The following is a 16,171-nucleotide window of genomic DNA, read 5'->3' on the forward strand; positions in this document are numbered from 1 at the left end:
AACCGATCCGGTTCAGTCCACGTGTTCCAGCAGCTCTTCCAGCCGGTTCAACGCGTTCCTGGGGGTAGTCCTGGTGCTGACTGCGTCAGTGGCGCCTGCCCTGACCGCGTCGAGCCTTGCATCCTCATCGGCAGGGTTCATCACGAATACAGGAGTGTCGACGGTGACCTGTCGGCCACGCAGCTCGTGGGTGAGGGCGTACCCGTCGACGTCCTCCAGCTCCGCGGACACGAACACCGCATCGGCGCGAGTCCTCGCGACGGCGTCGAGCGCATCCTCACCGGATCCGACCTCGACGACCTCGTAGTCCTTGTCACGCAGGGCCGCTGCGACACCGACACGGTGTTCCTCGTCGGGGTCGGCGACGACAACGCGCTTCGGCTCCTCGCGAACGGGCGCAAGCGCGACCGGCTGGGCAGGTGCCTGCGGCTGGGGGATGGGGACCGGTTGCTGGGCAGCGGCCTGTGCGGCCAGCTGGGCGGCGGCGAGCGCCGCGACGTGCTCGTCGTGTTCCTCGACCGCGTCGGTCGGGGTGGTGCGCAGCACCTCCTCGAGCGTGGTGATCCCGTCACGGGCCTTCACCAGGCCGTCCTCGCGCAGCGACACGAGACCGGCGCGTCGTGCGGCCCGGCGGATCTCCGCTTCCTCGGCCTTGGCCATCATGGCGTTCTTGACGCCCTTGTCGACGGTCAGGATCTCCATGAAGGCGATGCGGCCCTTGTAGCCGGTGTGGCCACAGGCGGCGCAGCCGTGCCCGGTTACCCAGCCGTTGTAGGCGATGTCCTCGGGGGTCAGCCGGAGCCGGTCGATCTCGCGCTGGGTGGGGGTGTGCGGTCCGACGCAGCTGGAGCAGACACGACGGCCGAGGCGCTGGGCCACCACCATCGTCAGGGACGAGGCGATCAGGTAGTCGGGGATGCCCAGGTCGGCCAGACGGGTCACGGCGCCGGGGGCGTCGTTGGTGTGCAGGGTGGAGAAGACCATGTGGCCGGTGAGGGAGGCCTGCAGGGCGAGCTCCGCCGTCTCGAGGTCACGGATCTCACCGACCATCACCACGTCGGGGTCCTGGCGCAGCACGGTCTTCAGCGCGGAGGAGAACGTGAAGCCGATCCGGGCGTTGACCTGGGTCTGGTTGACGCCGGGCAGCTCGTACTCGACCGGATCCTCGATGGTGATCAGGTTGTGCTCGTCGTCGGACAGGTGGGACAGGAAGGCGTAGAGCGTCGAGGTCTTGCCGGCACCGGTCGGTCCCGTCAGCAGGCACAGGCCCTGCGGACGCTCGATGTGGGCCAGGACGTTGGCATGCTGCTCGTCGGACAGGCCGACCTCGTCCAGCTGCAGCTGCTCGGCCCCCTTGCGCAGCAGACGCATGACCATCTTCTCGCCGTACAGCAGGGGGAGGGTCGAGACACGGAGGTCGACCTCGGAGTCCTTGCTGCGGTACGTCGACCGGCCGTCCTGGGGACGACGGCGCTCGGCGATGTCCAGCGACGCGATCAGCTTGAGGCGGCTGATCAGCGGGCCGTGCACGTTCTTGGGGATCTGCATGACCTCCTGCAGCACACCGTCGATGCGGTAGCGCACGCGGGAGGAGGTCTTGCCGGGCTCGACGTGGATGTCGCTGGCGTTGCCGTGCAGGGCGTCGTGGATGATCTGCTCGGCCAGGCGGATGACCGGGGCTCGCTCCTCGACGGAGTCGACGATGTCATCGGCGTCGTCGTCGACGGACTCGGAGTCGGTGGAGATCTGGTCGAGCAGCGCACCGGTCCGTGAGCCGTCGGAAAGGTAGACGCGCTTGAGGGCGTCGCCGATGCGGTCGGGGGAGGTGACGATCGGCCGGAGGCGGCGGGCGCCTGCAGACAGCCGGACGTCGTCCATGGCGACGATGTCGGTCGGGTCGGCGGTCAGCACCACGAGGGTGCCGTCCTGCTCGGTCCAGACCGGCACGATGCCGTGGCGACGGGCCAACGACTCGGGGACGGTGTCGCGGGCGCTGGCGTGGGGCTCGGGCAGCGTCGTGCCGGCGAACTCCAGGCCGAACTGCTTGGCGACGATGCGGGACACGTCCTGCATCTCGACGAAGCCGAGCCGGGCGATCGTCTCGCCCAGGCGCTCGCGTTTGCCGTCGATGACCATTCGGCTCGCCAGCGCCTCGAGCAGCTCTCCCTGGGAGATCAACTCTTCGGCGACCAGCCACTCGCCGATCGGCTTCTTGCTACGTCGTTCCTGAGTCATGGTTCATGTCTTGAGTCGGTAGGGTTACCCCTGATCTTGAGCACCATTCGCCATGCAGTCCTGATTGTTCTCTTGCTCGTGCTCGCCGCGGGCTGCGAACTGCGCCTCGAAACGCGGGTCGCGCTGGACGACGACGGGGGAGGAGCGCTCGAGTTCACCCTCGCACCGGACGCCGAGCTGGTCGACATGGCCGCATCGGCGGGAGTCGACCCGCTGGGTCGCCTAGTGGAGCGCGTCGAGGCCCTCGAGGGCTGGGACCTGTCGACCGGTGAGGCCGAGGACGGCACGCTGCAGGAGGTCACTGTCCGGACCGGTTTCGACGGCCCGGAGGAGTTCGGCCTGCGCTACGAGGAGCTCCGTTCGGCGCTGGACGCACCGGAGGCCCAGCTGCTCGGCCCCCTGTCACTGGCCCTGGACCCGGAGGCTGACGTCGTCTCGTTGACGGGCACGGTGCCCTTCCGGCTGACCGAGGTCGCGGCAGCTGACACCGGCGTCCCGCTGGAGACCCTCGGCCAGCAGGTCGACACCGCGGTGCAGTACACCTTCGTGGTCACCACGCCGGTGCCGCTGGTGGAGGGGACCGCGACCGCCACCTCCCCGGTCGATCCGGAGGACCCCGACGGCGCCCAGCAGGTCGTCCTCGAGCTCTCCCCGGGGCAGGAACAGGCGCTCGACGTGGCGTACGTGCGACCGGGGCTGGACCTCTTCGCGATTCTGCTGCAGGGCGGGATCGCCCTGCTGGCTGTCCTCGCGATCGGCGGCGGCGTCCTGGCACAACGGCGACGCGTCCGCTGACGCATCGCGGTCGCCACGCGCGGTGCGCTGGCCGTCTTCGACGAGCGTGTCGTCAGGCGGCCTGGACGGGTGGGTCGCGGCTGATCTCCACGCCGGTTTGGGTGGTCCAGGTGCGTTGTCCGGGTGGACCGAGCAGCCGGTAGTGGCGCCTGGATTTCTGTCGGTGGTGGGTGGTGCAGAGCCAGGCGAGATCGGACAGTCGGGTTTGTTTGGTGAGGGCCCAGCCGGTGATGTGGTCGATCTCCAGGAGGTGGTCGGCGGTGCAACCGGGCACTTCGCATTGGTAGCCCCGTGCTTCCAGGGCGGTGCGTTGGTGGGCGGTGACCTGCCGGCCGAGGTGGGCGACGGTCACATCCTGGGCGTTGGTGATCACGTAGGTGATGTGGGCGTCGGGGATCTGCTCGCGGACCGCGGACAGCGCGACCGGGCCGATGCCGGCGATCTCGCAGGTCTCGCCGTCTTCCACCTCGCCGCGCACGAGTGCCGAGCCGTCGACGCGGATGATGACCTTGGTCTGCCGGCCCGTCCGTGGTCCCTTCGTCGCAGGGGTGGGGACGGGGGCATCGTCGGTGCTGGCCTGTTCACCGCCGGTGGTGGCGTGTCCTTCGAGGAGGTTGAGGAGGGCGTCGAACCGGTAGCAGGCATCGTCCTCGCGTCGTCCGGCGGCGTGTGCGGTCCGGAACACTGCGTCGTGCTCGCCCCGCAGCGCCGCCTCGATCCGGGCACCCAGATCACCCGGTCCGGACAGGAACGCCTTCCATTCGCCGTCGGTTTCGGTCCACGACCGGAACGCCCGCCGGGCCAGGTGCCGCCGTCGGGTCGTTTCCCGATCGGGATCGGCAGCGGTGCGGATGTCCCGAGCGGTCTTCCGCAGTTCGGCCAGCGTCTGCTCACCCGCCCCACCGATCAACTCGGCCGCCTTCTCCGGCGCATCGGCCACGGTCTCGGAGACCACGACGGCCTGGTCGGTCGACAGGGTCCCGTCGGTGACAGCCTTGTCCACGTCGGGCTGGTCCACGAGCTGCTCTGAGGTCTTCAACATCTTCTTGGCGGCTGCGGTGGAGCTGCCGGTGGCGGTGGCGATCAACGTCACTGCGTCCTTGGCTCCGGCGGTCTCGTGGGCGGAGGCCTCGGTGGCGCGTCGGGCGGCCCGGGTGAGCATCCCGTCGACCAACCGGCCTGCACGGCCGAGGTCGACGACCAGTCCTGCCACGTCGCTGTCGGGAATCTGGTCGGGGTCGAAGCGGCTGGCGAGGGTGTGGAGGTGGGTGACCAGCTCGGTCACCTCACCCGCCTCAACCACCCCTTGCCCACCCATGTCCCCGACCCCAGTTCTCGCTGTCTCGATCGTGTGTTCGAGTATACCGCATCGACGGTCTCGGATCGCCTGTTTCCCCAGCTCACAGACCATTTCGAACGGATCGTCGACACACAGCACCACATGTCCCACACCAGACAACTCGAGCCACGGTGCGACCCGACCACGTACCGTCCAACGGCCCCGTCCCCGGGGCCGCGAGACGATCGTGCCCGAACCCACCCATAAGAGGTCCAGGCCCCGATCGCGCCGAAACACACCCGGCGCGGGTCGGCCCCCAGCCACGATCGTGCCCGAACACACCCATAGGGGGTTCAGGCCCCGATCGCGCCGGAACCCACCGGCGGCTCGGGCCTCCTCAGCGCTCCGCGTCGCGGAGTCGGGTCCTCAGCTGCCCTGCTGCTCCCGTCGCTCATTGGCGGAGCAGCGGTCGGGCAGCCTCCGGGCCTCGCAAAGCCGCTTCACGGCGGCTCGGGTCCTCAGCCGCCCTGCTGCTCCCGTCGCTCATTGGCGGAGCAGCGGTCGGGCAGCCTCCGGGCCTCGCCAGGCCGCTTCACGGCGGCTCGGGTCCTCAGCTGCCCTGCTGCTCCGCGGTGTTGGTCTGGCGGAGCAGCGGTCGGGCAGCCTCCGGGCCTCGCAAAGCCGCTTCGCGGCGGCTCGGGTCCTCAGCTGCCCTGCTGCTCCGCGAGGATCCGCTTCTTCTCGGCCCGCACGTACGCGGCCTTGGCCTTCGCGCGGGCGACGCGCTCGGACTTGCCCTCGGCGACCAGCTTGTCGAAGACGGCCTGGTCGATCTGCGCCTCGACGTGGATGTCGTCCTCGGGGCGCTTCTTGACCTCCTTCTTCTCCTCCGCTGCCGCAGGCGCTGCGGCAGCTGCGACGGCCTCGACGGCGGTCTTGCTGGGGGCGCCAGCGAACACCGGGGTCAGGGCGTACAGCGTGCAGTTCTCGCGCCACCGGTCGATGGCGCCCTCGCCGTCGGGCAGGTTGAGGCGCTTGCCCATCCCGGCCTCGGCAGCTGTGGCCCAGCGCGGGTCATCCGACGGCACGACCTCGACCTTGGCCTTGGTCCGCACGACGGCCGAGCGCAGGTCCTTGGACCGGGCGACGATCTCGACCTCTTCCGTCGACGGCTCGAGGCCCTCGATCTGCTGCTCCGTCGGACCGGAGAAGACGAAGATCGTCTCCATGTCCAGCACGAACCACGCCGGCGTCTGGTGCTTCTCGTAGACCAGCCCACGGGGGCGGTTCTTCCGGAGCTTCTTCGTCCCCGGGACGACCGGCACCTTGCGGTCGATCACGATCCACATGATCGCGCCCTTGCCCAGGGCCTTGGCGAGGGTCTCCTCGGCCATGACCGAGGGGTCACCACCGCCGCCGACCTCGAGGAACATCGGGACGGAGCTGACCTCGTCCCCGTCGACGAAGAACGTCAGCTCGTGCTCGTCACCGCGGTCCACCAGCAGGCGGGGGACCGTGGTGGTCATCCGGTCCTCGAACTGCTCACCACGCAGGTTCACCTTGCGCTCGACCGAACGGAACACCTCCGCACCGGTCGGGTCGGTGATCGTGAAGTACTCCAGGTACAGCCCCTGGGGGCCCTGGTAGTCACGGACAACCACGAACGGGTGGGTGGTCCCGGGCACGGCGTCGGTGCGGACCACCGGGTCGAGCAGGGTCGGGTCGACCTTCGACGCCTCCCAGATCTCGGTGTCGATCGCGAGGGCGTAGTGCACGTCGGCGCGGGTCATCGCGGCTTCGAGCTCCTTGGAGTGGTCATGTCGGCGCCAGCATCGGCGCAAGGCAGGGCCGCCGGAACCGGCGGTGAACGTCTGGGGGAGTATACGGCCTCGACGCCCACCCCCCCGATCGGCCTCGTCGGCCACGGACGGCGACGCGACGTTTTGGCCCTCGAGCCACGGGGCTGAGAATGTGGTCGGCGTGACCGCCAGCACCTCCTCCGCCTCCACGACGACCACGCACGCGCCCGCCCGGGTACGCCTGCTGCTCGCGGTCGGCATGCTCGCCGTGTCGTTTGCGGCCGTCCTGATCCGGACGGCCTCGGCGCCCGCCCTGGCGCTGGCGTTCTGGCGCTCCTTCGGCGGCGCGGTGGCCCTGGTCCCCTTCGCCGCCCGCGACACGGTCCGTCCCGATGCACGGGAGATCCGGGCCATGCTGCTCAGCGGCACGTTCCTCGCGGTGCACTTCGCCCTGTTCATCGGGGCGTTCGCCTACACCTCCGTGGCATCCGCGGTCGTGTTCGCCGCGACCGCCCCGGTCTTCGTGGGGCTCGGCTCGTGGCTGTTCCTGGGACAGCCACCGACCCGACGGACGTGGTTCGGGATCGCTGTCGCGATGGCCGGGGCAGCCGTGGTGGCCATCGCCGACGGAGGGGAGGGGGCCACGGGCTCCAACCCGCTCCTGGGCGACCTGATGTCCCTCGGTGGATCGATCGCCGTGAGCGGGTACCTCGTGATCGGGCAGCGGACTCGACGACGCCTCACGGTCGCCACCTACGGCGCATGGGTCTACGGCACGTCGGCCGCAGTGCTGTTGGTCGTCTCACTGGCCACGGGCAGCGCCTTGGTGGGCTTCGACGGCACGACCTGGCTGGCCATCCTCGGACTGCTGCTCGGCCCCCAGCTGCTGGGCCACACGATCTTCAACCAGGTGCTCAACCAGGTCCCCGCGACGACGGTCGCCGTCGTGGTCCTCAGCGAACCGATCGGTGCAGGGCTGCTGGCCTTCCTGCTGCTCGGCGAGGTCCCACCACCGCTGCTGGCGCTCGGCGGACCGCTGATGCTGATCGGCGTCTTCCTCGCCGCCACCGGTGAACGGCGCCCTGCCGAGTCGGTCGCGCCGACCGGCTGAACGCACCGGAAGGATGGACCGGTCGAACCATCAGCGGTCCTCGTGGGCGGCTGGAGCGTGGGCCCGGGTCAGGTCCAGGGCCTCGTCGGAGCTCAGCGGCACACCGAGGTGGAAGCACTGCGCGTGCGTGCAGCCGAGCTCGGCCAACGCGGCCAGGTGGGCGTCGTCACGTGCACCCTCGGCCACGACACGGGCAGCTCGCCACGCACCGACCCTGGATATGGCCCGGATGAGCTCCCGTCCTGCCGGGCCGTCGGTCAGCTTGTGGACGACCTCCCGGTCGATCTTGATCTCTGCCAGGGGGAGGTCCGCCAGCCGCAGGAACGAGGAGTACCCCGTCCCGAAGTCGTCCAGCGACAGCTGCACCCCTCGGTCGGCCAGCGCGAGCAACGCGTTCCATGCCGGTGTCCCGGGGGCCAGCGCGCTGTCCTCGGTCACCTCGACCACCAGCCGTTCGGGGGGCAACTGGTGGGTCTCCAGCGCCGCCTCGATCGTCGCCACGACGCCGCGGTCCATCCAGCGGGGCGACAGGTTGATGGCGACATCGAGGGTGGGGTGGGACTGGTGTCGGCGTGCGGCCTGGCGACAGGCCTCGTCGATCACCCAGTCGTTGATGGTGTGCATCAGCAGCGACTGGTCGGCGACGTCGATGAACTGCGAGGGCAGCCACATCGTCCCGCTGGCCCGCCGCCAGCGCAGCAGCGCCTCGAACCCGCGGAGGCGGCGGTCCGGAAGCGACCAGGACGGCTGGTGGAACAGCTCCAGCTGTCCGTCGCGCAGCCCGATGCGCAGCTGGGTGGCCAGCTCCTGCCGCCGAATCGCCTCGCTGCGAGTGGCGCGATCGAAGCGCTGGACCCGTCCGACCCCGTGTGACTTCGCCACGTACATGGCCGCGTCGGCGTCGCGCAGGACATCGGCGGGATCGGCGCCGCGGAGGCCCTCGGCCAGCCCGATGCTGACACTGGCAGACCCGCCACCCACGCGATCGCTCAGCGGACGTTCGAGTGCAGCACGGACGCGAGCCACGACCTGCTCGGGGTCGTCGTCGCGCACGACGATGACGAACTCGTCGCCGCCGAAGCGGGCGAGGAAGTGTGGTGCCGATGCGTTCAGCAGCCGGTCCGCGACCTCGCACAACGCCGCGTCGCCGGCGTCGTGGCCGAGGCTGTCGTTGATGACCTTGAAGCTGTCGAGGTCCAGGGCCAGCACGGTCATGGGTGCCGACGGCAGGTGCTCCCGCAGGTACTCCACGAGGTGGCGCCGGTTCGGCAGGCTCGTCAGCGCATCGGTCAGGGCCATCTGGCGCAGCCGGTCGGACGCGTCGAGCCGTCCGAGCAGGGCCGACAGGTGCCCCGCGACGAGGGTCACCCCGCTGGTGCCGACATCGGCGCCCTCGTCCAGCAGCGCCTCGATCACCAGCTCGTCCCCCTCGACCGGCACGCGCACCAGTCGTTGACGGGCTTCGGCGTCCTCGTCGAGGACGTCGGGCACGCGCGCCCCGGCGCTCACCAGCACACGAGCCTCGTCGTCGCTGGTCACGATCCGCGCCCCCGTCCCGAAGCCGCCGTTGCCCAGCAGCTCGACCACGCGCTGGAGCACCCGCAGGCGGTCGCTGTTGTCGATCGCGTCGGCCCCCACCTGCAGGAGCCCCTCGATGAGCCGCATACGGGTCCGGCGGCGCCTGCGGTGCTCGCGGTCGGTCCGCCGCAGCTGCTCGGCCTGCACCAGGAGTCCGGCGGTGCGGGCCATCGCCAGCACGTGGTGCGCCTCGAAGTCGTCGAACCCGCCGGTCCGCTCGGCGTACTCGGCGCTGATGAACCCGACGGCTCGGGGCGCATCGGGATCGTTGGACGCGAGGGCCGCGACGACCATCGCGTTGACGCCGGTCCGCGCGACCCACGGACCGAGCAGGGGCGACCCGACAACGTCGTCGATGACGACGAAGCTGTCGTGCTCGAACGCCTCGCGGACCAGCGGATGGCGAGGGGAGAAGGAGGTGTCCTCGAGGAGGGGGACCTGGTCCTCGGGCACGCCGTACTGCGCCCAGGGCCGGAAGCGGTCGTCGTCGAGCACGAACACCGTGGCTCGGTCACAGCCCACCAGCACCGTCGTCAGCCGACAGAGTTCCTGCAGCCGACGAGCAGTGGAGTGCCGACCGGCCAGCACCTCGGCGAGCTGGAGCAGGCCCTCGGTGTCGGTCGAGGGCTGGGTCATCGAGGTCTCCTTCGCAAGCGATCCCCCATCGCGGAACACGTGCAGGTCTACCCTCGCAGGTGGTCGAGTAGTCCGTGGTCGGCCAGGAACGTGACCGTCCCGGGCACGGTCTCGAGGGTCTCCAGCTCCGACCTCGTCACGAACCGGAGCTCCTCGGCGTCGTCCCCGGCCCTGGCCCCACCGATGTCGGCGACGTCCACCCGGTAGTCGAGGATCACGAAGTTGTGGGTCGGTCCCATGCGCTGGGCCACACCGCACAGGGCGACCACATGCCCCTCGAGCCCCGTCTCCTCCTCCAGCTCCCGCAGCGCGCCGGCCTCGAGAGTCTCGCCCGGCTCGAGCCGTCCGCCGGGGAGGGTCCACAGGCCACGGGCCGGCTCGTTGCCGCGCTTGACGACCAGCAGGCGACCCTCGTGGACGACCACGGCACCGACACCGACGACGGGTGGGGGAGGGGTGGCAGACACGCGCAGCAGCCTACGCCCGGCAACGGCGAACGCCCGGACCACGAGGGTCCGGGCGTCCGACGATCCGAAGGGCGTGCTAGGCCGAGGTGGTCTCCTCGACCGGGATGGCGCATGACCAGCCGAAGACCGGGTCCGCCTCCCATGCTCCGGCGCTGGTGCCGGCCGAGCCGGTGGCCTGCCGCTGGGCGAAGGTGGCCCCCGGCAGCACCGGTGCCAGCACCTCTTCCTCACCGGCGAGCGCCGTCATGGCGTCGTCGTTGAGCTGCAGCACCTCCACACCGCGGCTGCTGTCGGCCACGATGACGTAGTCGCCATGGAAGTACGGCGCGTAGCTGACTCCACCCGTCGGTCGGGAGTACGCGATCTGACGCGGGTTGGCCGGGTCGGACACGTCGAGGAACCGGGTGCCCTGCGCGTACCAGGAGTAGGCCACGATCCCGTCCTTCACGGCGAAGTAGTGCGCGCTGCAGAACAGGTCGGGGGACTGGCCCTCCGCCATGGTCGGCGACCAGATCCCGACCGTCTCCAGGCGGAACGGGTCATCCGGGGTGGACTCGAATCCCTCGCCGGCCTCGCTGCCGGCCAGGCTGGCGATGACGAACCGACCGTCGGTCTCGCACCGGGTGGAGAAGGCCTCCTCGGTGTTGTAGATCAGCTCACCCTCCGCGAAGCCGCTGGCCTCGAGGTCGGCGCCCTGGTCGGCCGTGTTGCCCACGGCGCGGAAGGAGTTGTGCACGAGGCGGCTGGGCGCCGCCTCGTCGGCGAGGGTGCCGCCGGCGTAGGGGACCGGGTCGACCGGGGTGGCCACGCGCTCCTCGCCGGTCAGCGGGTCGGTGTGGGTACCCATCGTGTGGTAGCCGTAGATGCCGCCTCGCGAGGAGACCCACGCGATGCCGTCGGCGTCCACCTGGACGTCGTGGGCGTAGTCGGTCACGCCGTCGTTCTGGTTGGTGACCAGTGGCTGGGGGTACGTGAACGGCTTCGCGGGGTTGGTGATGTCGGTCACGAAGATCGGTCGTCCGGCCCAGTCCTCGGGCTGGTGCTCACCCGTCGCCGGTCCGCCCGACCACAGGTAGTCGCAGGGTCCGGACTCCGAGAGCACACACGTGGCCGTGTGGCCGGTGGGCAGCTCGTGGAAGGCCAGCTCGACGATGTTGTTGGGGTCGGAGACGTCGAAGATGTAGACACCGGCGACGCCGTCGCTGGTCGAGCCGCCGTAGGCCCGGGGGTCACGTGACAGGAAGATCAGGTCACGGCCGTCGTCGACATCCATGTCCTCGTTCTGCCAGAAGCCCGGCATGGACGCTGTCCCGAGGGCAACGGGGGCGGTGGGGTCGGTGATGTCGAACAGCTTCAGGCCGAACCGGCCGCTGGTCGCCATCACGTCGACGCCGTCGACGTCGAGGAAGTTGACGGAGGTCGAGCCGCTGGTCCCGGGAACGGTGGCGATGTGGTCGACACCGCTGACCGTGGACTCGTTGACGTCGTAGGCGGGTGCCTCCGTGGTCTCGAACTGGCTGTAGTCGCTGCCGATGGCGGCGAAGTTGTCGGTGGCGGCGCCGTTGATGGCCATGCTCCAGCTGTCGATGTCGGCGTCGATGTCGCGAGCGGTCAGCCCGTCGGCGGGCAGGCAGCCCTCCGAGCCGTCGACGGCGAAGGTCGTGGTGCCGTCGCTGATCTGGATGCGCGCGATCCCCTCGGCGGGCGAACCGGCCAGGCAGACCTCGTCGTCGATCACGTTGGCGTGACCGACCATGTTGTCCAGCGACCCGGCGTAACGGGCAGCGAAGCGCACCGCAGAGGTGTCGCAGGTCTCCTCACCATCGGGGCCGGCGGCACAGACGTTGACCACGACCAGGCCGGGGGTGTTGGAGGTGAAGGTGGTCGCAGCGGTGCCGTCGGCGGACGCCGGGATCGTTTCCATCCCCACGGTGGGGGTGGCCATGCCGATGCTGTTGGTGTCGGGGGTGACGGTGAACGTCGCCTCGACACCCTCCAGGTCGACCGCGGCGAAGCTGGAGTCACGGTCCAGCAGGTCAGCGGTGACGGTGAAGGCCTGGCCGACCGGCACGACGGCCACGTCGGGGAAGGCGGTGACGGCAAGGTCGCAGACGTCACCGGTGGTGGCGGCGTCGAGGACCGACTGTGCCTCCTCGTCGCTGACGGCGTTCTCGCCACCGGCCACGTAGAGGGTCGACACCGTGCAGCCCAGTGCCGATGCCAGCGCGTCGGACGCGACGTCGCCGCCGGCCAGCAGCACAGGAGCGGTCACGTCGCCGGCAAGCGGCGCGGCGGCGAGGGCGTCGGGGAAGTCGTCGCCGGTGGCGAGGACCGCCGCGGTCGGACGCCAGTCCAGGGCGGTCATGGCCCAGGTGGCGACCTCGGCAGCGGTGGCCTGGCGGCCGTCGCCGGCAAGACGGGTGACGTCGACGTCGAGGGCCTCGAGGTCGGCGACGGTGGCCTCGCTGATCACGGCGGTGCCGCCGAGCACGACGAGGCGCTCGATGGCCAGCTCGTCGACGAGGGTGGAGGTCTGCTCGGGGACACCATCGGCGTCGACCAGCAGCAGGGGGAGGCCCTCACCAGCGGCAACGGCGCCGCCCACCAGGGCGTCGGCGAACCCGGCGGCGCTGGCGACGAGGGCGGTGCGCTGACCGGCGACCTGGCCCGGGATCGTCGGGTCGGCGGCGACGGCGGCACGCACGATGGCGGCGGCCGTGGCGTGACGGCCGTCGCCGGCGAGCCGGTCCACGTCGAGGCCGAGGTCGCTCAGCGCGGTCTCGACGGCGTCGCCGAGGGCGGCGGTGCCGCCGAGTAGGGTCGCCGAGGACGCGCCGAGGTCAGCGATCGCGTCGGCGGTCGCCTCCGGGAGCCCGTCGGTGGCAGCCAGCAGGATCGGGGTGTCCAGCGCGCCGGCCAGCACCGCGCCGACCAAGGCGTCGGGGAAGGAGTCCTGGCGGGCGATCAGCACGTGATCGGCGGTGTCCCGCTGCCCAGCGATGGCAGCCGCGGTCGCGGCACGGCCGTCGCCGGCGAGGCGGACGAGGGATGAATCGGGTGGGCTCTCGTCCTGTGCAAGCGATGGGGCCACGGCGGTCAGGGATGCGACCAGCAGCAGCACCATCACGGGGATGGTTCGACGGATCATCGAGGGGGTTCCTTGTTCTCGGCGGGTGTTCTGAAAGACGCGCCACCGAACGCAGTTCACTCTGTGGAACGGCGTTTCGATAGCGTACGGTGGTGCAACCTACGCGACGCCATTTGGGGAGTAAAGCTCAACCATCCGTCTGGTAACCATCGGATGGCCGGGGCCGCCACTCGGTCGAGGCGCTCCCTGCGGCGGATGGTCGTTGGCTACGCTGAGGCGACATGAACTTCGACCTCAACGACGAGCAGGCTGGCATCCGCCAGCTGGCGAAGGATTTCTGCGATCGCGAGCTCGCGCCCAACGCTCGCGAGCTGGACCGCACCGAGGCGTTTCCGGACGAGCTGGTTCCCAAGCTGTTCGACGTCGGGTTCCTCGGCGCGACCATCCCCACCGAGTACGGCGGGATGGGGCTGGACTACCTCTCCTACGGGTTGATCGTGGAGGAGACCGGTCGGACCGACGCGTCCATCCGCTCCATGATCTCCGTCAACCTCGGCCTGGTGGGTTCCTCGCTGCTCAACTACGGCACCGAGGAACAGAAGCAGGAGTGGCTGCCGCGCCTGGCGACAGAGGGGTTGGGCGCGTTCGGGCTGACCGAACCCGACCACGGCTCGAACCCCAACGGGATGAAGACCTTCGCCCGCCGCGACGGCGACGACTGGGTCATCAACGGGTCCAAGATGTGGATCACCAACGGGTCACGCGGCGTCCTGACGGTCGTCTACGCCCAGACCGACGACGGCATCACCGCGTTCCTCGTCCCCCAGGACACGCCCGGCTACTCGGGCACGCCGCTGCACGGCAAGCTCGGCCTGCGTGCCGGTGACACCGCCGAGCTGTCCCTGACCGATGTCCGGGTGCCGAAGGCGAACGTGCTCGGCGAGATCGGCAAGGGCCTGCGCATCGCCCTGCACTCGCTGGACAACGGACGGTTCTCCCTGGCGGCTGGCTGCACCGGCATCTCCCAGGCGTGCCTCGACGCGTCGCTGGAGTACGCGCTGGAGCGTGAGCAGTTCGGCAAGAAGATCGGTGGGTTCCAGCTGGTGCAGGAGCTGCTCAGCGACATCTACCTCGACCTCGAGGCCAGCCGGGCGCTGACCTGGAAGGTCGCATGGAAGCACGACAAGGGGGAGCGGCACACCGTGGAGTCCAGCGTCGCGAAGACGTTCGCCTCCGAAGCCGCGGTGCGCAACGCCAACCGGGCCGTCCAGGTGCACGGCGGCTACGGCTACTCCGATGAGTACCCCGTCGGCCGCTACCTGCGCGACGCCCGTGTGACGACGCTCTACGAGGGCACCAGCCAGATCCAGCGCCTGCTGCTCGGGCGGCACCTCACCGGGCTCAACGCGTTCACCTGAGCCGCGCGAGGACACCACTGGACCGCAGCGCGGCGTCTTGCAGGTGAACGCCGGACAGGCAACGCGTTCACCTGAGCCGAGGACATCGGACGACCCGCGCCACCGGCGCGGGTCGTCGTCGTTGGAGGGGGTGGGGTGGCTACGGGCGGTCGAGCTGGAAGGCGTAGCTTCCCGAGCCGCTGTAGCTGTACATCTCCCACATGTAGTAGCCAGACGAGCCGCTGTAGCTGATGGCCTCGTCGGAGCTGGCGCTGGTGCTGGACGCCACGACGGACCACCCCCATCCGTTCCACTTGTACAGGTACAGGTCGAAGTCGGTGCCGGTCGGGCCCTGCAGGCAGCCGAGGTGGGTGCCGCTGCCGGAGTAGTAGTAGGTCCCGTTGGGCTCGTAGGTGTAGGCGCCGGACCCGCTGAGGGTGCCGGAGAAGCTCTCGGGGTAGCTGCAGCCGGGCTCGGGATCGGGGCCGGGATCAGGGTCCGGATCCGGATCCGGGGTGCCCGTCAGCGGGGAGTACACCAGCAGGTTCGGGGAGCCCGAACCCGGGTTGCCCACCACGCCGCTGGTGGCCGAACCGGTGATCGCGGCGCCGACCTGCGCCGGGGTGTGGGTCGGGTTGGCCTCCAGGTACAGGGCCGCGACGCCGGCCACGTGTGGTGAGGCCATCGACGTGCCGCTGATCGTGTTGGTCTGCGTGTCGGACTGGTACCACGCGGCCGTGATGGAGGATCCGGGTGCGAAGACGTCCACGCAGGTCCCGTAGTTGGAGAACGACGAACGAGCGTCGCTGGAGGTGGTGGAGCCGACGGTGATGGCGTTCGCCGCACGTGCCGGGGACTTGGTGCAGGCGTTGGTGTTCTCGTTGCCCGCGGCCACGGCGAACGTCACCCCGTTGGCGACGGCGTTGTTGACCGCGTTGTCCAGCGCCGTTGAGGCGCTGCCCCCCAGGCTCATGTTGGCAACGGCCGGTGCGACGTGGTTGCTGGAGACCCAGTCAACCCCCGCGATCACGCCGGAGTTGCTGCCGCTGCCGGAGCAGTTGAGGACCCGCAGGGCGTGCACCGTGGCGTTCTTGGCGACGCCGTACGTGGTGCCCGCAGCGGTGCTGGCGACGTGGGTACCGTGTCCGTTGCAGTCGTTGGGGTTGCTGTCGTTGTCGACGTAGTCGTACCCGTTGCCGACCCTGCCGGTGAACTCCTGATGGGTTGCCCTGATCCCGGTGTCGACGACGTAGACGTGCACGCCCTGACCCGACGCGGTGTAGGTGTAGTTGCCGTCGAGGGGCAGGTTGCGCTGGTCGATCCGGTCCAGGCCCCAGGTGGCGCCGGACTGCGTGGTGTCGAGGGCCACCGTCCGGTCGACCTCGATGTACTCCACGCTGGGGTCGGTGCGGAGGGCATCGACCGCTGCGTCGGACAGCGTCGCGGAGAACCCGCGGAGGGCGGAGGAGTACCGATGGTGCACCGTGCCGCCGAGTGCGCTCACGAGGGCCTCGGTCCCGCGCGTGTCGAGCAGCGACGCCCGCTTGCGATGGACCACGATGTACTGCCCGTCGATCGCCGACGCGTCGTCGGCGTGCAGCAGGGGGGCCTGCGCGTCGGCCGCCGCCGCAGGCGCAGGTGGTGTCGGCAGGAAGGGTTCGGTCTCAGCAGCCTGGGCTGCGACCGAGGCGAACAGCAGCATGACCACTGCGAGCGGTGCGATGAATGATCGTGGCAAGGAACGTCTCCCCGTTCGGTGTTCGCCGGACGGGACCGCCCGGCCGTT

The 16,171-nt window shown here is 70.1% G+C and carries 10 protein-coding genes; 3 read left to right on the top strand and 7 right to left on the bottom strand.

The genetic code is table 11. The features are described 5' to 3' along the window. Window positions 1-12: 12 nt before the first annotated feature. The gene (locus DVS28_RS05470) at window positions 13-2,235 is read right to left on the bottom strand and encodes an ATPase, T2SS/T4P/T4SS family (RefSeq protein WP_114590563.1); all 2,223 of its coding nucleotides are present in this window, start codon (window positions 2,233-2,235) and stop codon (window positions 13-15) included. Window positions 2,236-2,271: 36 nt separating this feature from the next. On the opposite strand from DVS28_RS05470, the gene DVS28_RS05475 reads away from it, so the two are divergent. Next, window positions 2,272-3,030 carry a hypothetical protein gene (locus DVS28_RS05475; protein ID WP_164709966.1) on the top strand — a complete coding sequence of 253 codons (759 nt, stop codon included), beginning with the start codon at window positions 2,272-2,274 and terminating at the stop codon, window positions 3,028-3,030. Between the two features lie 52 nt (window positions 3,031-3,082). Here the strand turns inward: DVS28_RS05475 and DVS28_RS05480 are convergent, their stop codons facing one another. Further along, a complete protein-coding gene (locus DVS28_RS05480; protein ID WP_216826412.1) occupies window positions 3,083-4,348 on the bottom strand; it encodes an HNH endonuclease signature motif containing protein in 1,266 nt (421 codons plus the stop codon). Window positions 4,349-5,013: 665 nt separating this feature from the next. After that, window positions 5,014-6,099, bottom strand: coding sequence for a hypothetical protein (locus DVS28_RS05490; RefSeq protein ID WP_164709968.1), 1,086 nt, complete (start codon window positions 6,097-6,099; stop codon window positions 5,014-5,016). A 190-nt stretch (window positions 6,100-6,289) separates the two neighbouring features. Here DVS28_RS05490 and DVS28_RS05495 point away from each other — a divergent pair, with 190 nt between their 5' ends. Continuing rightward, window positions 6,290-7,219 carry a DMT family transporter gene (locus DVS28_RS05495; RefSeq protein ID WP_164709969.1) on the top strand — a complete coding sequence of 310 codons (930 nt, stop codon included), beginning with the start codon at window positions 6,290-6,292 and terminating at the stop codon, window positions 7,217-7,219. 30 nt (window positions 7,220-7,249) lie between these two features. Here DVS28_RS05495 and DVS28_RS05500 read toward each other — a convergent pair whose 3' ends face one another. From DVS28_RS05500 to DVS28_RS29895, 3 genes are all read right to left on the bottom strand, one after another. After that, the gene (locus DVS28_RS05500) at window positions 7,250-9,433 is read right to left on the bottom strand and encodes a putative bifunctional diguanylate cyclase/phosphodiesterase (protein WP_164709970.1); all 2,184 of its coding nucleotides are present in this window, start codon (window positions 9,431-9,433) and stop codon (window positions 7,250-7,252) included. Window positions 9,434-9,480: 47 nt separating this feature from the next. Then, a complete protein-coding gene (locus DVS28_RS05505) occupies window positions 9,481-9,900 on the bottom strand; it encodes an NUDIX domain-containing protein (protein ID WP_114594006.1) in 420 nt (139 codons plus the stop codon). A gap of 76 nt (window positions 9,901-9,976) precedes the next feature. Beyond that, window positions 9,977-13,048: a cell wall-binding repeat-containing protein gene (locus DVS28_RS29895; RefSeq protein ID WP_114590570.1), complete on the bottom strand. Its 3,072-nt coding sequence runs from the start codon at window positions 13,046-13,048 to the stop codon at window positions 9,977-9,979. 221 nt (window positions 13,049-13,269) lie between these two features. Between DVS28_RS29895 and DVS28_RS05515 the strand changes: the two genes are divergently transcribed. Next, on the top strand, window positions 13,270-14,406 hold the full coding sequence (locus DVS28_RS05515; RefSeq protein WP_114590571.1) for an acyl-CoA dehydrogenase family protein: 1,137 nt from the start codon (window positions 13,270-13,272) through the stop codon (window positions 14,404-14,406). Window positions 14,407-14,545: 139 nt separating this feature from the next. Here DVS28_RS05515 and DVS28_RS05520 read toward each other — a convergent pair whose 3' ends face one another. Further along, window positions 14,546-16,123, bottom strand: coding sequence for a S8 family peptidase (locus tag DVS28_RS05520; RefSeq protein WP_216826413.1), 1,578 nt, complete (start codon window positions 16,121-16,123; stop codon window positions 14,546-14,548). Window positions 16,124-16,171: the final 48 nt, after the last annotated feature.

This window comes from Euzebya pacifica, from assembly GCF_003344865.1.
GTDB lineage: Bacteria > Actinomycetota > Nitriliruptoria > Euzebyales > Euzebyaceae > Euzebya > Euzebya pacifica.

Bases quoted from the DNA above. Each gene is read 5' to 3' on its own strand.
- DVS28_RS05470 (WP_114590563.1), bottom strand. From the start codon at position 2,235: ATGACTCAGGAACGACGTAGCAAGAAGCCGATCGGCGAGTGGCTGGTC.
- DVS28_RS05480 (WP_216826412.1), bottom strand. From the start codon at position 4,348: ATGGGTGGGCAAGGGGTGGTTGAGGCGGGTGAGGTGACCGAGCTGGTC.
- DVS28_RS05490 (WP_164709968.1), bottom strand. From the start codon at position 6,099: ATGACCCGCGCCGACGTGCACTACGCCCTCGCGATCGACACCGAGATC.
- DVS28_RS05500 (WP_164709970.1), bottom strand. From the start codon at position 9,433: ATGACCCAGCCCTCGACCGACACCGAGGGCCTGCTCCAGCTCGCCGAG.
- DVS28_RS29895 (WP_114590570.1), bottom strand. From the start codon at position 13,048: ATGATCCGTCGAACCATCCCCGTGATGGTGCTGCTGCTGGTCGCATCC.
- DVS28_RS05515 (WP_114590571.1), top strand. From the start codon at position 13,270: ATGAACTTCGACCTCAACGACGAGCAGGCTGGCATCCGCCAGCTGGCG.